This is a genomic window from Streptomyces sp. NPDC001606, assembly GCF_053596835.1.
The window spans coordinates 176501-197389 of the sequence record NZ_JBSFHC010000006.1 but is presented as its reverse complement, the minus strand read 5'-3'; the positions used below and the strand labels follow the sequence as shown (position 1 = coordinate 197389).

17 protein-coding genes and 1 pseudogene are annotated in these 20889 nt (G+C 69.6%); 13 read left to right on the top strand and 5 right to left on the bottom strand.

Going from position 1 to position 20889, the window contains the following annotated elements:
- The first annotated feature begins 2 nt into the window (after positions 1 to 2).
- The 5 genes from ACWCV9_RS14265 to ACWCV9_RS14245 all read left to right on the top strand — a co-directional run bounded on the left by ACWCV9_RS14265 (position 3) and on the right by ACWCV9_RS14245 (position 8001).
- Positions 3 to 944 (top strand): hypothetical protein, encoded by a 942-nt coding sequence (locus tag ACWCV9_RS14265; protein WP_450786563.1) that lies wholly within the window; start codon positions 3 to 5, stop codon positions 942 to 944.
- Complete coding sequence (locus ACWCV9_RS14260; protein ID WP_450786561.1) at positions 941 to 3883, top strand: CHAT domain-containing protein; 2943 nt, start codon at positions 941 to 943, stop codon at positions 3881 to 3883. The genes ACWCV9_RS14265 and ACWCV9_RS14260 overlap by 4 nt, the downstream gene beginning before the upstream one ends.
- A gap of 750 nt (positions 3884 to 4633) precedes the next feature.
- A complete protein-coding gene (locus tag ACWCV9_RS14255) occupies positions 4634 to 5722 on the top strand; it encodes a sensor histidine kinase (RefSeq protein ID WP_450786559.1) in 1089 nt (362 codons plus the stop codon).
- Positions 5723 to 5741: 19 nt separating this feature from the next.
- Positions 5742 to 6416: a response regulator gene (locus tag ACWCV9_RS14250; RefSeq protein WP_450786557.1), complete on the top strand. Its 675-nt coding sequence runs from the start codon at positions 5742 to 5744 to the stop codon at positions 6414 to 6416.
- 76 nt (positions 6417 to 6492) lie between these two features.
- Positions 6493 to 8001, top strand: coding sequence for a tannase/feruloyl esterase family alpha/beta hydrolase (locus tag ACWCV9_RS14245; protein ID WP_450786555.1), 1509 nt, complete (start codon positions 6493 to 6495; stop codon positions 7999 to 8001).
- Here ACWCV9_RS14245 and ACWCV9_RS14240 read toward each other — a convergent pair.
- From ACWCV9_RS14240 to ACWCV9_RS14230, 3 genes and pseudogenes are all read right to left on the bottom strand, one after another.
- A pseudogene (locus ACWCV9_RS14240) lies at positions 7998 to 8108 on the bottom strand (IS5/IS1182 family transposase); the annotation flags it as partial. The gene ACWCV9_RS14245 and the pseudogene ACWCV9_RS14240 overlap by 4 nt on opposite strands.
- 111 nt (positions 8109 to 8219) lie before the next feature.
- Positions 8220 to 9161 (bottom strand): amidohydrolase family protein, encoded by a 942-nt coding sequence (locus ACWCV9_RS14235; protein ID WP_450786553.1) that lies wholly within the window; start codon positions 9159 to 9161, stop codon positions 8220 to 8222.
- Between the two features lie 683 nt (positions 9162 to 9844).
- Positions 9845 to 10435 carry a TetR/AcrR family transcriptional regulator gene (locus ACWCV9_RS14230; protein ID WP_450786551.1) on the bottom strand — a complete coding sequence of 197 codons (591 nt, stop codon included), beginning with the start codon at positions 10433 to 10435 and terminating at the stop codon, positions 9845 to 9847.
- A gap of 85 nt (positions 10436 to 10520) precedes the next feature.
- Between ACWCV9_RS14230 and ACWCV9_RS14225 the strand changes: the two genes are divergently transcribed.
- The 7 genes from ACWCV9_RS14225 (at position 10521) to ACWCV9_RS14195 (ending at position 19008) form a co-directional block, all read left to right on the top strand.
- Entirely contained in the window at positions 10521 to 11420 is a 900-nt protein-coding gene (locus tag ACWCV9_RS14225) for an alpha/beta fold hydrolase (protein WP_450786550.1), read from the top strand.
- Between the two features lie 556 nt (positions 11421 to 11976).
- Positions 11977 to 12804: an FAD binding domain-containing protein gene (locus ACWCV9_RS14220; protein WP_450786549.1), complete on the top strand. Its 828-nt coding sequence runs from the start codon at positions 11977 to 11979 to the stop codon at positions 12802 to 12804.
- The gene (locus ACWCV9_RS14215; protein ID WP_450786547.1) at positions 12801 to 15518 is read left to right on the top strand and encodes a molybdopterin-dependent oxidoreductase; all 2718 of its coding nucleotides are present in this window, start codon (positions 12801 to 12803) and stop codon (positions 15516 to 15518) included. The genes ACWCV9_RS14220 and ACWCV9_RS14215 overlap by 4 nt, the downstream gene beginning before the upstream one ends.
- A gap of 6 nt (positions 15519 to 15524) precedes the next feature.
- On the top strand, positions 15525 to 16499 hold the full coding sequence (locus ACWCV9_RS14210) for an antibiotic biosynthesis monooxygenase (RefSeq protein WP_450786545.1): 975 nt from the start codon (positions 15525 to 15527) through the stop codon (positions 16497 to 16499).
- 82 nt (positions 16500 to 16581) lie between these two features.
- A complete protein-coding gene (locus tag ACWCV9_RS14205) occupies positions 16582 to 17622 on the top strand; it encodes a VWA domain-containing protein (protein ID WP_450786543.1) in 1041 nt (346 codons plus the stop codon).
- Between the two features lie 35 nt (positions 17623 to 17657).
- Positions 17658 to 18560, top strand: a complete 903-nt coding sequence (locus ACWCV9_RS14200; protein WP_450786541.1) for an NAD-dependent protein deacetylase — start codon at positions 17658 to 17660, stop codon at positions 18558 to 18560.
- Positions 18561 to 18564: 4 nt separating this feature from the next.
- Entirely contained in the window at positions 18565 to 19008 is a 444-nt protein-coding gene (locus tag ACWCV9_RS14195) for a DUF6087 family protein (protein ID WP_450786539.1), read from the top strand.
- Between the two features lie 93 nt (positions 19009 to 19101).
- Here the strand turns inward: ACWCV9_RS14195 and ACWCV9_RS14190 are convergent, their stop codons facing one another.
- Both ACWCV9_RS14190 and ACWCV9_RS14185 read right to left on the bottom strand, forming a co-directional pair.
- Positions 19102 to 19527, bottom strand: coding sequence for a hypothetical protein (locus ACWCV9_RS14190; RefSeq protein ID WP_450786538.1), 426 nt, complete (start codon positions 19525 to 19527; stop codon positions 19102 to 19104).
- Between the two features lie 205 nt (positions 19528 to 19732).
- Positions 19733 to 20344 carry a DUF5317 family protein gene (locus ACWCV9_RS14185; protein WP_450786536.1) on the bottom strand — a complete coding sequence of 204 codons (612 nt, stop codon included), beginning with the start codon at positions 20342 to 20344 and terminating at the stop codon, positions 19733 to 19735.
- A 207-nt stretch (positions 20345 to 20551) separates the two neighbouring features.
- On the opposite strand from ACWCV9_RS14185, the gene ACWCV9_RS14180 reads away from it, so the two are divergent.
- Positions 20552 to 20881 carry a hypothetical protein gene (locus ACWCV9_RS14180; RefSeq protein WP_450786534.1) on the top strand — a complete coding sequence of 110 codons (330 nt, stop codon included), beginning with the start codon at positions 20552 to 20554 and terminating at the stop codon, positions 20879 to 20881.
- Positions 20882 to 20889 lie beyond the last annotated feature (8 nt).

Here is a 20889-nt window from a genome sequence, read left to right as displayed (position 1 = left end):
CCGTGCTCACGACGCTGTGGTCGGGACTGGGCAGCAAGGCGGCAGATCGGTGGGCGGCGCTACTGACCTCGCCCGCGCTGGTGTTCTGGCTGGGCGGGGTGCTCGCCTGGTCATGGGGACAGGCCGGCCTCGGCAGACCCGCGGCAGGATGGCAGGAGTTCGGACATGCCTGGAGCCGGAACTTCAGCAGCATGCCCGCGGTCGCTCAGGCTGCGGTCGCTGTGCTCGCTCTGCTGCTGGTGATCGGGTCGGGGCGGCTGGCCGAGGCACTGAGCTTGGGCGTGCTAAGGCTGCTGGAGGGCTATTGGCCCGGGTGGGCGTCGCCGGCCCGGGCCGCCCTCGTCAAGGCTCGCGGGAAGTCCATCGATGGCCGGGCCGCGCGATGGCGGGAGCTGGCGCGCCGTCGGGCGGAGCTGTCGGCCACCGAGTACGCCGAGTATGCGGCACTGAACACGGCACGGGCGGCGGTACCTCCTGCACCGCGGGACCGGATGCCGACCGGGCTGGGTGATGTCCTCAAGGCGGCCGAGTCCCGGCCCCGCCACCGGTACGGTCTGGACGCTGTGGTGTGTTGGCCGCAGCTCTGGCTGACCGTACCCGAGCATGCGCGCGCCGAGGTCGGCACGGCTCGCGCCCGGTTGGACGAGAGTGCGCAGCTTTGGCTGTGGAGTCTGCTCTTCGCCGTCTGGACGGTCTTCACCTGGTGGGCAATGGGTATCGCGTTGCTGGGGATGGTCGTCGCCTACCGTCTGGCGCTCTCCAGGGCGAGGCAGTACGGCCAGCTGGTCCAGGCGTGCTTCGACCTGTATCGCAAAAACCTCTATGAAAGCCTCGGCTGGGATCTCCCCGCCGATCCCGCGCAGGAGTACGAGGCAGGTCGGCGGCTGACGGCCTACCTGGAGCGGGGGCCGCTACTGGAGCGAGTGTCCGGGGGGCCGGTGTGAACGCACGACGGGTGCAAGCGGCCGAGGAATGGCTCGGGTGGCCGCCGATCCTGCATCCGCCGCTCCGCTTCCGCGGCATCCTCGTGGCGGCGGGCCGTGCGCTCGCCGACTACGTGGACGGCGATGGACCGGCCCGACGACGCCTCGCCGAAGCGCTTGACCAGGTGGTGGCCAACCCGTACTTCGGTACCGGCCCTCGCGAATTCCAGGTGGCGCTGCTCACTCGGGCGGCAGTCGCGCACAATTGGTGCGGAGTGGGCGAGTCGAACGACGCGGAGCTGGCCCGGGCACGCGAACTTCTCACGGACGGACTCCAGCTTGCCACGGCCGGAGGCCCGGAGCAGGCATGGCTGGAGTACAGCCTCGCCAACACGCTGGTCAACCTGTATCAGCGCGGCAGCCGGCCGGACCTGCTCACCGACGCGCTGAACCACGCCCGGCGCAGCGTCGACTGTGCCGGGGACGACCGGAGGCTCGCGGCGCTATGCCGAGCCGGGCTCGCGTCGACCCTGGACACCAGCTTCCGTTCCCACGGCGACGCGGCGGCGCTGGCCGAGGCGGTGGAACACGCCGAGTGGTCGGTGGCCTCGGCGGGAGAGACTCCGCTGGGCCATCGGTTCAGGTACATCCTGGCCAGCGCACTCAGCAGGAGGTACGACGTCTACGGGAACCTGGACGATCTCAACCGTGCCATCGAGTTGCTACGCCAGGCGGCCGAGAGCCGCGACTTCGTCATGGCGCCGAGGACCGGAAACGCGTTTCACGGGACGCTGGCCAGTCTGCTGCGCCGCCAGTATCTGCGCACGCGGGAGGCGACCGTACTCGATGAGGCGATCCGGTTGTTGGTGACGGAGATCGGGGACGATGACTCCCAAGCTGATCCGATCAGCCTGACGAACCTGGGCAACGCGCTGCTGACGCGCTACCAGGAGTACGGCGACCGGGCGGATCTGCTCCGCGCCGTCGACCTGCAGCTGAAGACGCTCAACGCTCGCCGGGAGAGCGACTGGCAGATGGCCTCTGCGCACAACAATGCGGGCAACGCGTTGGCCGCCGCCTCGCGGGCGACCGGTGACAACGGGCTCGGCGAGCTGGCGGTCGTGCACTACCGGAAGGCGCTGGACCTCACCGCGGAGAGCGCTCCCGAACGGGCCTCCCGCGCCTATAACCTGGGCACGGCCTTGCAAGGTCTGAGCGCAAGCAGTGGCGACAGCGCTCGCGTGATCGAAGCCGAGGCTGTGGCCGCTTATCGGGACGCCGTCCAGCACGGCTTGGAGACCTCACTGGAGTGGGCGCTCGCCGCAGCCAGGCGCTGGGGAAACTGGGCAATGGAGCACGGTTGTTGGGATGAAGCATGTACGGCCTACACGGGTGGGCTTGAGGCGATCGGGCAGTTGTTCCGGCTCCAACTCATGCGTGCAGACAAGGAGGCGTGGCTGGCCGAATCCCAGGGCATGCCGGCTGAGGCCGCCTACGCACTGTTTCGTGCCGGTCGGCCCAAGGAAGCAGTCACCACCCTGGAGGCCGGACGGAGCCTGCTGCTGTCGGAGGCGCTGGAGACGGACCGGTCCAGCCTCGACCAGCTCTCCGAAGGCGGCCACGGCCACCTGGTTGACCGGTACCGAGCGGCGACCACGGCGTTGGACGAGGCCATGCGCGGCGGCGCCGAGCCGGCGACACTGCGACGCTGTCGGGCGGCGGTCGACGAGCTGATTGCGCAGATCCGGTCGGTCGACGGATTCCAACACTTCCTGGTGAGAACGGAGTTCGCCGATGTCTGCCGGGCGGTGCCGCGCGGCGCTGTCGTCGTCTACCTCGCGGCAGCCGCACCTGGCGGGGTGGCACTCGCGGTGGACCACCACGGACGGGTCGGTGCGGTCGAGCTGCCCACGGTGACCTCGGCAGCGGTCCGACGCCGGGTCGGCGCGTTGTGGGATGGGCACCGAGGCCCTGCTGGGCAGGCCGGCGCCTGGAAGGGCGCACTCGACGCCGTCACCCGCTGGGCTTGGTCGGCCGTCGCCTCCGCCGTCCTGCCGATGGTCGGCGACGCCGAGGAGATCGTGCTCGTGCCGTCCGGAGCGCTCGCGATGCTCCCGCTGCACGCGGCCTGGCGGCCGGCACCGGAGGCTCCAAGCACACGGCACTATCTGCTGGACGAACGGACCGTGAGTTATGCGCCCAACGCGCGGGCCCTGGAGGTCACCCGCCGGATCGCGGCCCGTACCTCGGCCGGTCACATCATGGTCGTCGCCGATCCTGCGCCAACCTCATTGAAGCCCATCGGGTACGCAGGTGCCGAGGCCGCTTGGGCTCAGCGCTGGTTCCGGGCCAGCGAGGTGCTGCGGGGCAGGGCGGCCAGCCGCACGGCTGTCACGGCGGCCCTGTCGCAAGCACAGGTCCACCACTTCATCTGTCACGGTCGCGCCGAGACTGACAACCCCTTGGACAGTGCGCTGATCCTGGCCGACGACCAGGAACTCACGTTGCGAGAGATCCTGGGCCTGCGACTGCTGCACCCCGATGCCGGAGCCGGGGCCCGCCTGAGCGTGCTGTCCGCATGCGACACGGACCGCCCCGGCACCGCGTTGCCCGATGAGGTCATCTCCCTGCCGAGCGGCTTGATCCAGGCGGGTGTGGCCGGCGTGGTGGCAAGCCAATGGGCGGTACGCAGCGAAGCGGTCAGCCTGCTGATGGCACGCTTCTACCAACTGTGGCGGACCCAGCGACTCGAACCCGCTGGCGCGCTACGCGCCGCGCAACGCTGGCTGCGAGACACGACCAACCAGGAGAAGATTCAAGACCTTGCCCCCGCTCTGATCCCGCTCACCGAGGACCAGGGCCTCGAAGGGCTGGTGCGAAGCCTGCGACTACGTGATCCGGATGCGCGGCCGTACCTCCACTCCGCAGACTGGGCCGCACTGAGCTACCACGGTTCCTGACGGCCTGTTCCGGGCAGCTGGCCTGGGCCCACAACTCTGGCGGTGCCCGCAGGGAGACGGCGCTTCCAGAGAGGCCCTGCAATCGTGATCATGAACGCAGGTGTCAAAAGACTCTGCAGATCAACGGCCAGTAGTGGTCATGCAACTGGCACGCGTACAGGTCAGCGCGTCGTCCGTGCGTCAGGTATCGCTGGCTGTCGCAGGTCCTCGACCGGCTCGGGATGAGGGCGCAAGTGCGCATGGGCGCTCGCATTGCCTCAGCAGGGCGGGCGCGATCGCCGGTCCGCCTGGCAGGCCAGGAGGACGAAGTCACCGTGTCGTGAGCTACCTCGCCTGCTTCAGTGATCGCATGGCGTTGTCCCTCTTCGGGCGGTTGGCTCGTCCTTGTCGGCTCAGGCTTTCGGTGACACTGAGTAAGTGTGTGCGGATGCACCACTTCCTGGCGTGGGACGGGGACGTTTTGCGTGTCGCCACACCGTAGGAATCCGCAGGTCAGGCGCACATGTGGCGGGGCGCCATAGTTCGAGGGTTCGCTATGCGTGCGGCCACCATGCCGGCTCGTGGAAAGGCACGGTCTTCGAAGTTGACCGCGCACCGCTGGTTCATGATTCGGGGGCGAGCCGGCGTATGGGGTCGTCTGGACGAAGCGGTTCTGCACCAGACATGTCCCCACCGGTACGTCCGGGGATGTAACCGCGGGTCGTTCTCCGGACCGATGCCGCGGCCGGCCTCGCCTCCTACGATCACTGTGTGCACAAGCGGGGTCTTCGCTTTGACGCGGGCGCGGCGGCCGGCTTTTTCGTCGTGCTGGTGGCGTTGATCGTGGTCACGCCGACCGGCCCGGACTCGACGGCCGGCTACAGGCTCGCGCTGACCTGCGCCGCCATGCAGGCGGCTGCGGTCGCGCAGATGCGCCGCCACCCCGAGCTCTCGATGGCCGCCGGCATCCTCGCCGGTGTCGGCATCGAGTTGGCCAGCCCCGACATCGGCTGGCTCGGCCAGGTCGCCGCGGTGCTGGCCGGCTACGCCCGGGTCCGCCCGCCGACCCGATCGCTGTGGGTGCTGGGCCTATTGCTGGCGAGCACGCCGTGGAAGCTGGTGCACGGCGACTGGACCACCATGCTGCTGGCCATGGCCGGGCCGTCGCTGGCCTGGACGCTGGGCGAGCTGGGGCGCACGAGGGCGCTGCGCCGACAGGATCTGGCGCGCCGCATCCTCACCCAGGAACGGGAGCGGATCGCCCGGGAGCTGCACGACGTGCTGGCCCACACGGTGTCGGTGATCGTGGTGCAGGCGGGCGCTGCCGGAGACGTCTTCGACACCCGGCCCGACCTGGCCCGCAAGGCGCTCGCGTCGATCGACCGGGCCGCCCGGTCCACGCTGTCCGAGCTGCGACTGCTGCTGCAGACGGTAAGCCCCCAGGAGGACCCGGAAACCGACGCGCCCCAGCCAGGGCTGGACCAACTCGATGCGCTGGCCACGTCATTGCAGGCCACCGGGTTGCGGGTGGAGCTGGAGCGGGACGCGGCGGCCTTGCCACTGCCGGCCGCGGTGGACTTGTCGGCGTACCGGATCGTGCAGGAGTCGCTGACCAACACGCTGCGCCACAGCCAGGCCACCCGAGTCCGGGTGATCGTCCGGCACCTACCGGGCTCGGTGCGACTGGAGATATCCGACGACGGCCCGGCGCGCCCGGTCGGACGGGCCGACGGGTCCGGGCGTCGGGGCATCGTCGGCATGCGGGAACGCGCCCGGCTGCTGGGCGGTACCCTCGACGCCGGCCCGTGTCCCGACGGCGGCTTCCGGGTGCGTGCCGAACTGCCGGTGGAAGCGGCATGATTCCCAAGGAGATGCGGCGGTGACCGTCCGTGTGCTGATCGCCGACGACCAGGACCTGGTCCGGGCCGGCTTCATGATGATCATCGACAGCCGTGAGGACCTCGAGGTGGTGGGCGAGGCGGGCGACGGTATCGAGGCGGTCGCGCTGGCCCAGTCGCTGGTACCGGACGTGATCTTGATGGACGTGCGGATGCCGCGGATGGACGGTATCGAGGCCACCCGCCGGCTGGCCGCAGCCGGCAATCCGGCCCGGATCATCATGCTGACAACGTTCGACCTGGACGAGCCGGTGTTCTCCGCACTCCGGGCGGGCGCCAGCGGCTTCCTGCTCAAGGACATCCGGCCGGACGAACTGGCCGCCGCGGTCCGGCTGGTGGCCCGTGGAGAGGCACTGCTCGCGCCCACAGTGACGCGGCGGTTGCTGGACCGATTCGCCGGCAAGCTGCCCGGCGGTACCGCTCCGCCCGCGCTGGACGCGTTGAGCGAGCGCGAGATCGAGGTGCTGACGCTGGTCGCGCGGGCGCTGTCCAACGATGAGATCGCGCAGGAGCTGACACTCAGCCGGGCCACGGTGAAGACGCACCTGTCGGCCATCCTGACCAAGCTCGGCCTGCGCGACCGGGTGCAGGCGGCCGTCCTGGCGTACGAGACCGGCCTGGTGCGCCCCGGCTCGGCTCCTCAGCCTCGGGGATGACCGCGGGTCCGATCCCGGGACCGATCCGCTGAACCCGTATCGGTCACTAGCGTCCCTCGACGAAGGAGGGAGCACGATGATCCGGAAATCACTGACCCTGCTGGTCGCGGTCCCCTTGATGCTGGGCGGAGCGAGCGCCGCCGCCCACAGCCCTGCCCCGCTGAACTGCGCTGGGCTCACCGCCGCCCACGTCCCGCAGGGGACGGTCACCTCGGCCACCGCTGCCGATGGCTACTGCCAGGTCCAGGGCGTGCTGGAACCGGCCACCAGGTTCACCGTCAAGCTGCCGGTCAGCGGCTGGACCGGCGAGTACGTCCAGCAGGGATGCGGCGGCCTGTGCGGCACGGTCCCCGACCTGAGGTTCCCGCTGTTCGGGTTCAGCTGCCCGGCCGCACTGGACAAGACGCTGGTGGTGGCCGGCGACGACACGGGACACGTGGGGGACCCCGCGGGCGCGCAGCCGGCCACCTGGGGCCGCGACCCGCGGGCCCGCATCGAGTTCGGGCTGACGTCCGAGCACCGGCTGCGGCTGGCGTCAGACGCGCTGATGACCGCGTACTACGGGCACGGTCCGGCATACCGGTACTTCGACGGCTGCTCGACCGGCGGCCGCCAGGGTCTCAACCTGGCCCAGCGGTTCCCGGCCGACTTCGACGGCATCCTGGCCGGCGCCCCGGCCAACAACGAGGCGCCGCTGGCGCTGCTGGCGGCATGGGTCGCCACCCGCAACACCGACGCGCACGGCAAACAGATCCTCGGCCCGGAGAAGATCCCCACCCTGCACGACGCCGTGGTCAAGACGTGCGGCGACGTCATCCAGGACCCTCGGCAGTGCGGCTTCCAGCCGTCGTCGCTGCGCTGCCCGCCGGAGGTGGACCGGCCGACGTGCCTGACACCGGGGCAGGTAGCCGCCGTGGTGGCCTTCTACCGCGGTCCGCACGGCCTCTACAACGGGGGGATGCCGTACGGGTCCGAACTCGGCTGGATCGACCAGTTCGTGGTCCGGTCCGGATCACCCCTGGACGGCAACGCCGGGAAAATCGCCTTCGACTACCTCAAGTACCTGGGCTACCCGACCGTGCTGCCGGACAGTTTCAAGCTGACCGACGTGCGGTTCACCACGGCCACGTACGACCGGCTCAACCTGCTCGGCAACGCCCTGTACAACGCCAACAACCCCGATCTGTCAGCGTTCCGGGCGCACGGAGGCAAGCTGATCATGTACCACGGCTGGGCCGACCCGTCCATCCCGCCGTTCTCCACGCTGGACTACTACCGGGCGGTGCAGAAGCGGGGTGGCGCCGACGCCTACACGCGGCTGTACATGATTCCGGCGGGCTACCACTGCCTGTTCGGGCCGGAAGCGGCCGCTCCGTCGGAGATCGGCTGGCCGGAGTTCCTTCAGCCACTGATGGACTGGGTGGAGAAGGGCACTGCCCCGGGCGTGATCAACGTACCGACGTTGAGCGGTGACTACACCGACGTGATCCGGGACTTGGACGTGGCACCGTTCAACGCGCTCGCCCCGGTCAAGACCGCGCCGGACAGCCTGAACGCGAACTACCACTATGTCGGCCGCTACTAGGTGGACAGTCTGCGGCAGCAGATGAGGGTGGCGGCGAGGGCAGTGAAGGCCAGGAAGGGGCTGGCCTTGCGTGCGGAGCGGCGGTGCAGTCGTCGGCATCCGCTGAGCTTCGCCTCGGCCGGCCTGTCGAAGGGCGTTCCGGTGACGCCGGACGGCCGGGGCGCGAACTCCGGTCCGGGAGAAGGTGCAGTCCGGCCGCTCAGCCCTTCACGGCCGGGTCAGATCCCGGCCAGACGTGGGAAGAGCGCCTCGGCGCTGACGCGGTTGATGGCGTCGAGCTGTCCCGGCTCGAAGCCGTCGTAGCCGTCGAGGACGGAGTCGAGGAGGAGGCCGGAGTCTTCCGGGGCGAAGGGGTGATCACTGCCGTAGAGGATGTGTCCCGGGGCGGCGAAGGCCAGCAGGGAGGGCAGCGCGGCCGGGGTGGAGGACAGCGCGGTGTCGAAGTAGAAGCGCTGGAGGTCGGTCAGGATGCCCAGGGGTGTGGTGCCGGGGTTGAACTGGGCGCCGGCGGTGAACCGCCAGGCGGCGTACGGCAGGAAACCGCCGGCGTGGGAGAGGATCACCTTCATCCGGGTGTGCCGGCTCATCACGCCGTTCAGCGTCATGTGGACCGCGGTGCGGGTGGTGTCGTAGGGGAAGTCCAGCAGCGGGCCGGGCATGCCCTCCAGCATGGGCAGCGGCGGTACATCGGGGTGGACGAACACGACCGCCTCGCGGGCGTCGAGTTCGGCCCACAGCGGCTCGTACTCCTTGTCGCCGAGGTAGCGGCCGCGGACGTTGGAGAGCAGCACCACGCCGTCGGCGTGCAGTTCGTCCAGGGCGTACGTCGCCTCGGCGAGGGCTCCGTCGACATCCGGGAGCGGGAGGCTCGCGAAGAAGCCGAAGCGGTCGGGGCGGTCCCTGGCCAGTTCGGCGGCGTACTCGTTGACCATGCGGGCGATCGCGCGGGCCTCGGTGTCGTCGCCGAAGTGGGTGCCGGGCGCGCTGATCGAGAGGATGCCGGTGGCGATGGAGCGGCGGTCCATCGCGGCGAGCGCGCTGCCGGCGTCCCAGGCGGGGATGGGCCAGCCCCCGGCCGTCACGCCGTGGCAGTCCATCACGGCTCGGTAGGCCGGGGGGATGAGGTGCTGGTGGACGTCGATGCGGCACGGAGAGGTCATGAGTTCTCCCGCCTCCTAATACGTGGGCGACCAATGGACGGCAGCAGGGGCCACGACCTGCTGCGCGCCGGTGACGAGGGCCGGATCATGCCGGCCGAGTGCGCCACGATGATGATCGACTACCTGGCGCCTCCCTGGACACCACGATCAGCGCCATCTCCAGCGGCTCCGAGCAACACTGCCGTAATGAGGAAATAATCAAGCCTGATGGAATGCTCCGTCAAGGGTCATGGCGGAGAAGCACGATGAGCTCATCAAGAGCGCGGTGCTCTCCCTTGCCGTCCGTGGCCGGTGGCGGCCAGCAGCCCTGGTTCGGTGATCGGCCCGCACGACCCGTCGGCAACTGCGTCAGGACGAGGACCGGATCAGCGTGTGACAGCAGCACACGCCCGCGCGGTAGCTGCCTCAGCGGCGAGTTGCAGCGTGGTGAGAGCCCCGGTGGGCCGCGTGGGACGGCCCTCGAGGAGCCGCTGGATCGCTGCGGTGATGGCGTCGCGTTCGTCATCGTGGTCAGTGGCCATCGCGGGGTTCTCCCGTCGAGTCGCGGGCAGTGACGATGCGTTCCATGGCAGGCGAACGCGATTCCCGTTCTGACTAAAGGCTTCGAGAACCTTGATCTCTGTCTAGCCCCTCCGCACATCGAGCAGCGCCTATGGCTCTCAGGCGGAAACTTGATATGCCGGCTATCCGACCGGTCTCAGCGCCCGCGCGAGCGCGTCGACGGTCACACCGACGATCGCCCGGAGTTGCTCCGGGCTCGCCCCGGCCCTACCCATCACCGCGAGAGACTGGTTCACGGCAGCTATGTGTACGGCGAAGTCCTCGGCTTTCTCGTCGGACATTCCGCCAGCCTTCAGCGCGGTGCGCAGGCGTCGGCGCTGTAGGCCGAACAACTCTTTGACATGCTCTGCGACGCTCGGGCTCAGCGTCGGACTCGCCATGACCGACTGGGCCATCAGGCATCCGTCGGGCACGGCGGGGTCGGTGATGCGCCCCAGGGTGACATCGAAGAACGCCCGGACGGCGGCGACGGGGTCCTCGGCCGCGCACGAGAGGGCGGCGTCGAACTTGTCGCCGTAGCGCGTGGCGTAGCGATCCAGGCAGCGAAGGAAGAGCGTGTCCTTGTCGCCGAGCGAGGAGTAGATCGAGCTGCGGTTCAGGCCGGTCGCCCGGGACAGGTCGTCGAGCGAGGTGTCGGCGTAGCCGGAGCGCCAGAACTGGATCATCGCGGCGTCGAGCACCGTGTCCATGTCGAACTGCTTCTTGCCTGCCATGCGGCCCATCCTCCCATCTTGAACTGATCAGTTCAAGATGTGCTAGCGTCGAGTCACGGTCCACCCGCCTCGACGGAGGATTCCCATGACCAACCCCGTCCCCGCCCTGCCCCTGCATGACCTGGCCGGATTCACCCACCGCTGGGTCGACGCCGACGGCGTCCGCCTGCACGCCGTCGAAGGCGGCCGCCCGGACGGACCGGCCGTCGTCCTGCTCACCGGGTTCCCGCAGACATGGTGGGCCTGGCGAAAGGTCATGCCTGCTCTCGCCGACCGGTTCCGGGTCATAGCGATCGACCGGCCGGGCCAAGGCAATTCCGAGCATCCGGAGCTCAGCTACGACACGCACACGGTCGCCGCGCACATCCAGGCCGCGGTGAACGCTCTCGACGTGCGGGACTACTGGCTCGCCGGGCACGACATCGGCGCCTGGGTCGCCTTCTCCCTCGCCCTGAACTACGAGAGCCGACTGCACGGGGTCGCGCTGCTCGACGCCGGAATTCCCGGTATCACCATGCCGGAAGCGATCCCTCTCGAACCGACTCTGGCGTTCAAGACCTGGCACTTCGCGTTCCACGTGGTGCCCGATCTCCCCGAGACGCTGATAGCCGGCCGCGAGCGGGAATACATCAGCTGGTTCCTGAAGACCAAGTCCCTCGCGCCCGACGCGTTCGAGGAAGCAGGGCTCGACCACTACGGCGCGGCCCTCGCCGTCGATGGCGGCCTGCGCGCCGGCCTCGCCTACTACCGCGCCGCCGCCGAGTCCGCGCGCAAGAACCGCGCGGCACTCGAGCAACGACGCCTGACCGCGCCCGTCCTTGCGATCTCCAGCAGCCACGGCTCGATCCCGGACATGGCGGCCTCCATCAGCCCATGGGCCGAGAACGTGACCGGCGTCATCGTGCCCGACGCCGGTCACTACATCCCCGAGGAACAGCCCGAGGCCGTCGCCGCCGCCCTCACCGACTTCTTCAGCGGCCGTTAGTGCTCCAGCAGGAGGGCGATCCCCACTGCGGTCGGGGGCCCGTCAGCTACGGGCCCGCCCCGCGCGCCTACGGACGTGCCGTGAACCGCCCGTCACCCCGCTTGTGCAGCCAGCCCCGGGCGGCGAGCTTGGTCATCTTCGCCGATGCCGGAGCGGCGGCCCGGCATCGGCCCGGGCCTGCTCGGCCAGGCGGTTCGACACTCCGCTCCGGGATCGCCAGTTCGTGCCGCTCGACCTGCCTCCTGAAGTTGCTTGCCCAACTCCTGGGCGAGAGCGACCAGTTCGCTCCGGCGGGCGGTGATCCGCTGCCACTCCTGCATCCCCGCGTCGGCCGCCGACCGTCGCGCGCGCCCACCTTGGAGGCGGTGCCGTGGCCTCGGTACGACGCGTGCATGACCAGGGGTGACTGACCGGGATGCACCGGCTACTTTCCGATGTTCTCACCCTCCGGCCCGCTTCCGTATGCTGCGATAAACTATGACAAAAGCGTCTGTGTCCGTCGATGTCTCGCGGCTCAGTCTTCCGTTGGGTCCGTTCTCTCGTAGGTCGGTTTTCAATGGACCTCAACACCATCACCGAAGTAGTCCGGCGACCGTCCGAGCGGCCGGGCATGGACTGGCACGAGGGCGATGCCTGGCTCGCGGGCGGAACATGGCTCTATTCCACGGAGCAGCCGGACCTGCGACGGCTGATCGACCTGACGGCGCTGCCTTGGGAGCCTCTTGTCCGGACGGACGAGGGCCTGGAGATCAGTGCCACCTGCACCATTCGTGACCTGTACGCCCACCCATGGCCCATGGACTGGCTCGCAGGAATTCTCTTCCGGGAGAGCTGCGAGGCATTTCTGTCCTCGTTCAAGGTGTGGAACGCAGCGACCGTCGGCGGAAACATCTGCATGTCCCTGCCCGCCGGCCCGATGATCACGTTGACGGTCGCGCTGGAGGCGCAGTACGAACTGTGGGCGCCCGACGGCTCCGTGCGCCGTGTCGACGCCCTCGACTTCGTCACGGGCGACCATCGCAACGTCCTCGCCCCCGGGGAGCTGCTTCGGCGCATCACCATTCCGGAGTACGCGCTGCGCAAACGCACCGCGCACCGTCGCTTCACGCTGACCCGGCTCGGCCGTTCGACGGTGTTCCTCGTCGGCACGCAACGGCTGGGAGCCAGTGACCTGTTGCTCACCATCACCGCCGGCACCACGCGGCCGGTCCGTATCGCCTTCGACTCCCTGCCCGATGTCCGAACCCTGCGGCAGAGCATCGACGCCCTCCCGGCCGACGTCTGGTTTGCGGACCCCAATGGGACCCCTGACCACCGCCGGCATCTGACCCGGCACTTCGCCGAGGAGATCTGCCGCGAACTCACGGCTGGGGACCTGGCATGAGCTACGTCGTCAACGGCAAGGAATTCGACCGGGAGCCGGCCCCCGGCCAGTGCCTGCGCACCTTCCTGCGCGAACTGGGCCACTTCGGCGTCAAGAAGGGCTGCGACGCGGGCGACTGCGGCGCCTGCACGGTGTGGCTGGACGGCGCACCGGTACACAGCTGCATCACCCCCGCCTTCCGCGCGGACGGGCGTGAGGTGACCACGATCGAAGGCCTGGGACGCCCCGGCGCCCTGCATCCCGTGCAGCGGCAGTTCGAGCAGGCGCCGGGGTTCCAGTGCGGCTTCTGCACCGCAGGGATGATCATGACGGCGGCGACCTTCACCGAGGACCAGAAGGCGGATCTGCCACGGGCGTTGAAGGGCAACCTCTGCCGCTGCACCGGGTACCGGGCGATCGAGGACGCCGTGCAGGGCATCAGCGCGGTGGAGACGGCAGCACCGGGCAAGGCCGTCGGGACGAGCGTCGGCGCGCCCGCGGGCCACGACGTGGTGACGGGGCGCGCCGAGTTCACCATGGACACGCAGATCGACGGCATGCTGCACCTCAAGCTGCTGCACTCACCCCACGCGCACGCCCGGATCCTCTCGATCGACAAGACCGCCGCCCTCGCGGTGCCCGGCGTACACCGGGTCTACACCTGGGAGGACGTCCCCCGCAGACGGTTCACCACGGCGATCCATACCGACCACCTGGTCGACCCCGACGACACCTACATCCTCGACGACACGGTCCGTTTCGCCGGCCAGCGCGTGGCCGCGGTCCTGGCCGACACGGTCGGGGCGGCCGAGGAGGGCTGCCGGCGTCTCCTGGTCGAGTACGAGGTGCTGCCGGCGGTGTTCGACCCCGAAGCGGCGATGGCCGACGGCGCCCCCCAACTGCACGGCTCCCACGACCCGTTCGTCCGCGACCCCGTCCACAACATCCTGCTCGAGCTGCACTCGCACATCGGCGACGTCGACGCGGGATTCGCCGCGGCCGACGTGATCCACGAAGGCACGTACTTCTCACCGCGGGTGCAGCACGCGCATCTGGAGACCCACGGTTCGATCGCGTGGATGGAGGACGGCCGGCTGAACGTCTGTACCAGTTCGCAGTCTCCGTCGATCGCGAAGGTCAAACTGGAGTACCTGTTCGCGCTGCGCCCGGACCAGCTGAGGGTGTTCTGCAAGCGGGTCGGCGGCGGGTTCGGCGGCAAGCAGGAGGTGATCGCGGAGGATCTGGTCGCGCTCGCCACCCTGGACACCGGGCGGCCCACCTGCCTCGAGTACACGCGTGAGGAGGAGTTCACGACGGCCTCGCCCCGGCATCCGATGACCCTGACGGTCAAGCTCGGCGCGAAGTCCGACGGAACGCTCACCGCCTTCCAGGTACGCAACGTGTCGAACACGGGCGCCTACGGCAACCACGGCGGCGAAACGCTGTACGCGGGCGGAGCCGCCGTCATGATCTACCGTTGCCCCAACAAGAAGTACGACGCGTACGCCGTCTACACGAACACCGTGCCGAGCGGGGCACTGCGGGGTTACGGGATGACGCAGCCGGCGTTCGCCGTGGAGTCGGCGATGGACGAACTGGCCCGCGCTCTTCACGTCGATCCGCTGGAACTGCGCCGGCGCAACATCGTGCGGCCGGGCGAGCCCCTGGTCGCCCTGCACGAGGGCCCCGACGACGTGACCTTCACCGAGGACGGGCTCGCCGCATGCATCGACCTGGTGGGTGACGCCCTGGCCCGGACGGCTGCCCCGCCACCTCCGGGCCCCGAGTGGCTCGTCGGAACCGGCGTGGCGAGTTCCGTCCACGAGACCGCGCCTCCGACGGAACACATCTCCGAGGCCTGGGTCACGCTGGGCGACGATCTCGTTTACGAACTGGCTGTAGGCACCGCCGAGTTCGGGGAGGGAACCTCCACGGCCCATGTGCAGATCGCGGCCAACCAGCTGGGCACGACGCCGTCGCGGATCCGTCTGGTGCAGTCCGACACCGACCGCACGGCATTCGACACCGGTGCCTTCGCGAGCGCGGGCCTCTTCGTGGCGGGCAACGCGGTCCTGCGGGCGGCCGATGCCGTGCGCGACCGCATCCTGCACTTCGCCGCGGCCCACACGGGCGTCCATGTCGTGATGTGCATGATGGACGACGACGGTGTCGTCTGCGGGGACCGACGGGTGTCGCTGGCCGAACTCGTCGCCCTGGCCCGGACGCGCGGGATCCGTTTCACCGCCGCACGCAAGGCATACGGCTCTCCCCGGAGCGTCACCTCCAACACGCAGGGATTCCGGGTCGCCGTACACCGCGTGACGGGTGAGATACGGATCCTGTACAGCGTGCACGCGGCGGACGCCGGGGTGATCATCAACCCGGCGCAGGTCCGGGGACAGGTGGAGGGCGGCGTCGCCCAGGGAATCGGGTTCGCGCTGACCGAGAACCATCACCTCGACGACAGCGGCGTCATGGTCAACCCGAACCTCCGGAACTACCGCATCCCCACCTATGCCGACATCCCCCGTACCGAGGTGCTCCTGGTGGACTCGGCGGATTCGGTGGGGCCCCTGCGGGCGAAGGGGATGGCGGAGTGCTGTATCAACCCGGTCGCTCCCGCGCTGGCCAACGCGGTGCATGACGCCACGGGCGTCCGCTACCGTGCGCTGCCGCTGACCCCGGAACGCATTTACAGCCGGCTCCCCGCGGAGCACTCGGTGCCGACAGGTTGAGCCACCATGAACACCGAAAGGAACGTAGCCGCCGCGGCGACGGCGATCATCGGCCAGAAGGTGCTGCCCGGGATGGAACGGGAGTACGAGTCGTGGCAGGAGGATCTCAACGCCGCGGCCGCCTACTATCCCGGTTTCCTGGGTGCCGAGATCTCCCCGCCGACATCGCTGCAACCCGACTGGGTCGTCGTGTACCGGTTCGACTCGGTGGCGCATCTCCAGGCGTGGATCAACAGCGGGACCAGGCAGACATATCTCGACGCCGGCGCCAGGTACTTCGACGGTCCGGCGACCCAGCAGGTGGTCAGCAGCGGCACCCAGTCACTGGATCCGCTGGTCACCGTGGTGGTCACCCACCGCGTCGCCCCGAACCAGGTCGACGACTTCCTCGACTGGCAGCACCACATGGTCGAGGAGGAGAGCAAGTTCGAGGGGTTTCGGGGGACCGAGCTCTTCCGCCCCATCGAAGGTCTCCAGGAGGAATGGACCACGCTGTACCGCTACGACACCGCCGAGCACCTCGACGCCTGGCTGACCTCGCCCCAGCGGCAGGAGATCCTGGCCGAGGGTGAGAAGTTCAGCGACTTCAGACTGCGCACCATCGACAACTCGTTCGGCAGCTGGTTCGCCTTCGAGGGCAACGGCAGACAGGCACCGCCGCCGCCCTCCGAGACCAGGACCTCCCTCGCCATCTGGGTCGGGCTCTACCCGACCGTTGTGCTGCTGACGCTCGCCCTGTCCCCGCTGCACATGCCGCTCTGGATCGGCCTGCTCGTGGGCAACCTGCTGTCGAGTCTCATCATGAGCTTCCTGACCATGCCCTACTACGTGAACCCGCTGCTCGGGCGATGGCTGCGGCCACCGCCGGACGAACCGGCGGCACGGAGCAACCTCCGTGGCCTCGGTGTCGTCGCGGTGGTGATGACCTTCTGGGCCGCCGTCTTCTACCTCGTCACCGTCCGCTGGTGGACGCTGCCCTGACCGGCGGCGGATGCGGGGCCGGTCGATTGTCAGTGGTGCGTGAGACGGTGAGGACATCGCATCGGAATCAGGGGGAGCTGTCATGTCCGGGAGCCAGAACTACATCAATCACGTCGCCCTCGTGCTGGACGCCAGTTCGTCCATGTCGCACCTGAGCCGCGCGGTCGTCGACGTCGCCGACCGGCAGATCGCCTACCTCGCCCGCAGGTCGAGGGAGCTGGACCAGGAAACCCGTGTCACCGTGTACGTCTTCGCGGACAAGGTGGAGTGCGTCATCTACGACAAGGACGTGCTGCGCATGCCGTCGCTGAAGCAGCTGTACCGGGTCGGTGGCATGACGGCGCTGCTGGCGGCCGCACTGACCTCGCAGCGGGAGCTGGCGCAGACCGCCCAGTTGTACGGCGACCACAGCTTCCTGACGTTCATCCTCACCGACGGGCAGGAGAACGCGAGTCACCGCTGCCCGGGAACGCCGTCCCAGGATCCGCAGGAGCTGGTCCGGGCCGTGGCCGGGATGATCGAGACGCAGCAGGACAACTGGACGCTGGCCGTCCTCGTGCCGGACCAGATGGGCAGGCGCGAGGCCATGCAGTGCGGTTTCCCGAAGGACAACATCGCCATCTGGGACGCCACCAGCACGCAGGGTCTGGAGGAGGCCGGACAGGTCATCCAGCTGGCCACGGAGAAGTTCATGGTGGGCCGCACGAAGGGCATCCGCGGGTCGCGGGCGGTGTTCTCCACGGGCGCCGAGGCGGTCAACAAGGACACCATCAAGGCGGCCGGCCTCACCCCGGTGGATCCGTCGGGCTACGAACTGATCCCGGTGACACGGGACGCGGCGATCCGGGAGTGGGTCGTCGAGTGCGGGCACACCTACCGCACCGGGGGTGCGTTCTACCAGCTGAGCAAGTCGGAGAAGATCCAGGCCCGCAAGCAGATCGCGGTGCTGGAGAAGAAGACGGACCGGGTGTACACAGGGCCCGAGGCCCGGTCCCTGCTCGGCCTGCCGGACGCGGAGATACGCGTCAAGCCGGACCACAACGACGACTTCACGATCTTCGTGCAGAGCACCAGCGTGAACCGCAAGCTCGTCCCGCACACCCGGCTGCTGCTGATGCTGTGACGCCTGCGGCCGCTTCCTTTCCGTACCCTGGCGGCATGCGCATGCGCCCTACTCTGAGCTGGACCCCCACCGGGGAGCTGCCGCCGGGCACCACGGACGTGGAGCCGGTCGTCGATGTGCTGAGCGCCGGCGGTGTGCTGGTGCTCAGCGGGGCGGGCATCTCCACGGAGTCGGGCATCCCCGACTACCGGGGCGAGGGCGGGAGCCTGAGCCGGCACACCCCGATGACGTACCAGGACTTCACCGCGAGCGCCCAGGCCCGGCGCCGGTACTGGGCGCGCAGCCACCTGGGCTGGCGCACCTTCGGCCGCGCCCGCCCCAATGCGGGGCACCGGGCGGTGGCGGCGTTCGGGGGGCACGGCCTGCTCGCGGGGGTGATCACGCAGAACGTCGACGGCCTGCACCAGGCCGCCGGCAGCGAGGACGTCGTGGAACTGCACGGGAGCCTGGACCGGGTCGTCTGCCTCTCCTGCGGCGCCGTGAGCCCGCGCCGGGAACTGGCCCGCAGGCTGGAAGAGGCCAACCCGGGCTTTGCACCGGTCGCGGCGGGAATCAACCCGGACGGTGACGCCGACCTCACCGACGACCAGGTCGGAGACTTCCGGGTGATGCCGTGCGCGGTATGCGGCGGCTTCCTCAAACCGGACGTGGTGTTCTTCGGCGAAGCCGTTCCGCCGCATCGGGTCGAACACTGCCGCGAGCTGGTCCGTACGGCGTCCTCGGTGCTGGTCCTGGGCTCCTCGCTGACGGTGATGTCCGGGCTTCGGTTCGTCCGCCAGGCGGCCCAGGCCGGGAAGCCGGTTCTGATCGTCAACCGGGACCCGACCCGGGGCGACCCGCACGCCGTCACCCGGGTCGCCCTCCCTCTCGGAACGGCCCTCACCACCGTGGCCGACCGGCTGGGCGTCCCCGTCGACGGCGAGGCGATCACCGGGTGAAGCGGTGGGCGTCGACAGCGTCGACCGCAAGGGCGAGAGGTTTCGCCTGACGGTAAGCGTTGGCCTGGGGTGGCAGCGGAGCGCGGTGCTGCGCCACGATGCTGCGATGCACGAGGAGCCGTTGGAGGAGTGGGCGCGGCGTCGTGAGGAGCGCCGGAACGCCGCGAAGGGGAAACTGCGCGCGGTGCCGCTCACCTCGGGTCCGCACCGGGGGGCGCACATCGAACCCCACCAGCCCAGAGTGATCGAGGAATGGAACGGCACCGAGTGGGCGACCGTGGGGGTCGTCCCTGACCTGGCGGCCGCGAAGGCGTTGCTGTATCCGCCGCCTCCGGTGGATCCCGTGGTTTCCGGGGAGGCGAAGTTCCCCGGATCGGACCGGCCGGCGCTGGACAAGGGCCGGGGAAGGCACCGTAAACCCTCCCCGGCGGACGAGCGGAATCGGTGAGCCGCCCGCTCCGCTCAGGGCTCGCCAGGCCCGCCTGGAGGGCTACATGGCCGACGCCCGGGAATGGCCCTGCACCACGTCCTCGACGGGGCTTCAGAACGGGCGCTCGGTCCCGCCCAGGGCGACGAGTTCGGTGCTGTCCAGCACCTCCGCGAGCGCCTGCGGCGCGCCCCGCATATGGAAGTAGTCCCACTGTGCGCGGCGGATCACCTGGTCCGGGTGGCTGAGCCCGCGCAACACATCCCAGTGCAGGGCCTGGGCCCAGACATAGCCCGGTTCACCGTCGACGTCCATGTCCTCCACGTCGATCGGGGTGTCCGCGAGCGCGGAGGCCAAGCGGTGGTCGTCCACGGGCCCGGCGGCGAAGTCCTGGAACGCGGCGGGGTCGGCGCCCAGGGGTGCGTCGTCGGCGGTCTCATCGTCCCGGACCGGCCAGGAGTCGTAGCGATGGGCGCGCACTCCGTCCCGCCAGACCTCCAACTCCAGCCGGTCACCGTCGTACTGGAAAGCGGCCAGCACCGGGGCTCCCAACTCGACGCTGATCGGCCCGGCGAGCGCGAAAACACCGTTGTCGTCGACGGAGGCAAAGGAAATTCGGCGGTGGCCCGCCGGCCGGACGCTCGGCAACCGGCTCGACGGGCACATCATCAGCCGCCGGTCCAGTCGGGGGCGCCGAGGGTGTAGAGGAGGACGGCGATCGAGGCGAGGGTGAAGGCGATCAGCGTCAGGCGTTGCCAGGTGAGGCTGTGGGACATGGCGGGTTCCCTTCTCGGGCGGGGTTGGCCGGGTGGTGCATGGCGGCCGTCACCAGCACGGCCGCGGCGGTCGCCAGGAGCAGGTCGCCGATGCTGACGACGGCGTGCAGTGGCGGAAGAGGGATGGTGTCGCCCAGGGCGAGCAGACGGGTGCTGTGCCCGGCCGGCACGTTCTTGGCGGTCCGGGACCCGGCGCGCAGTCCGGCGTCGGCCGCCGAGGAGGGGCTGTAGGGCATCCGGCCGTTGACGGCGATCGGCAGGGCATTGAGAACCGCACCCGTGAGGGCCAGTCCCACCCCCGTCTTCAACGGCCACGACCTGCCACGCGCGTTGACGCCCAGCCAGAGCAGGGCAAGGCCGAAGGCCAACGCAAGCAGCGGTGCCCCGAGAGGGCGTCCGGCAGCGCCGGGCAGGCCGGCGGTGGCCAGCTGCGCGACCTGCACGGCGGCCGCGAGCCACAGCAGCCACAGCCGTCGCAGTCGTACACCCGGCAGCCTGCCCAGTCGGCCACCGCTGAGGTATCCGGCAGCCGTTCCGACAGCAACCGGTCCGCCGAAGAGGATCAGCGCGGTGGCGCCCATGGTCACACCCCGCAGGTGACGTGCCGTGACACGCTCATCACCGCCCCCGTTGCGTTCTTGCGCTGCAAGAAACGACCGGCCTGCGTCCCCGGGCACCTGCCGCGTCTCGGTGAGACCGTCATCGGATCGTGGCAGAGCCCGGGTGCGGCCGCAAGCACCCGGGACCGACGTTCCTCTGGCGGAAAGGGCATCGCGTTTAATCGGCTGATGGACATGTCCTCCCGAGAGATCCGTCTGCCCCTCAGCGAGGCCGTCGCAGTCCTGCGGGACCTGAACGAGTTCGTCGTCTCCCTCGACCGGCTCGGATCCCGTCAGGCGTCCGGAACCGCCGACGAGCACACCGTCGGCACCTTCATCGCCGACTGGGATGTCGCCCGGCGACTGGCCCACGCCCGAGGCGTCATCAGCGCGGCGCTGGACGCGCAGCTCAGCGAGGAGGAGAACGCCGAGATCGACGCCCTGTGCGAGCAGGGCCGCTTCTACGGCACGGACAGCGCCGCCGGCAAACCGCTCGCGTCGGGGGAGGCCGACCGCTGAAACTGATC

Bases quoted from the DNA above. Each gene is read 5' to 3' on its own strand.
- ACWCV9_RS14185 (WP_450786536.1), bottom strand. From the start codon at position 20,344: ATGGGCGCCACCGCGCTGATCCTCTTCGGCGGACCGGTTGCTGTCGGA.
- ACWCV9_RS14225 (WP_450786550.1), top strand. From the start codon at position 10,521: ATGACCAACCCCGTCCCCGCCCTGCCCCTGCATGACCTGGCCGGATTC.
- ACWCV9_RS14220 (WP_450786549.1), top strand. From the start codon at position 11,977: ATGGACCTCAACACCATCACCGAAGTAGTCCGGCGACCGTCCGAGCGG.
- ACWCV9_RS14215 (WP_450786547.1), top strand. From the start codon at position 12,801: ATGAGCTACGTCGTCAACGGCAAGGAATTCGACCGGGAGCCGGCCCCC.
- ACWCV9_RS14245 (WP_450786555.1), top strand. From the start codon at position 6,493: ATGATCCGGAAATCACTGACCCTGCTGGTCGCGGTCCCCTTGATGCTG.
- ACWCV9_RS14205 (WP_450786543.1), top strand. From the start codon at position 16,582: ATGTCCGGGAGCCAGAACTACATCAATCACGTCGCCCTCGTGCTGGAC.
- ACWCV9_RS14235 (WP_450786553.1), bottom strand. From the start codon at position 9,161: ATGACCTCTCCGTGCCGCATCGACGTCCACCAGCACCTCATCCCCCCG.
- ACWCV9_RS14180 (WP_450786534.1), top strand. From the start codon at position 20,552: ATGGACATGTCCTCCCGAGAGATCCGTCTGCCCCTCAGCGAGGCCGTC.
- ACWCV9_RS14210 (WP_450786545.1), top strand. From the start codon at position 15,525: ATGAACACCGAAAGGAACGTAGCCGCCGCGGCGACGGCGATCATCGGC.
- ACWCV9_RS14200 (WP_450786541.1), top strand. From the start codon at position 17,658: ATGCGCATGCGCCCTACTCTGAGCTGGACCCCCACCGGGGAGCTGCCG.
- ACWCV9_RS14230 (WP_450786551.1), bottom strand. From the start codon at position 10,435: ATGGCAGGCAAGAAGCAGTTCGACATGGACACGGTGCTCGACGCCGCG.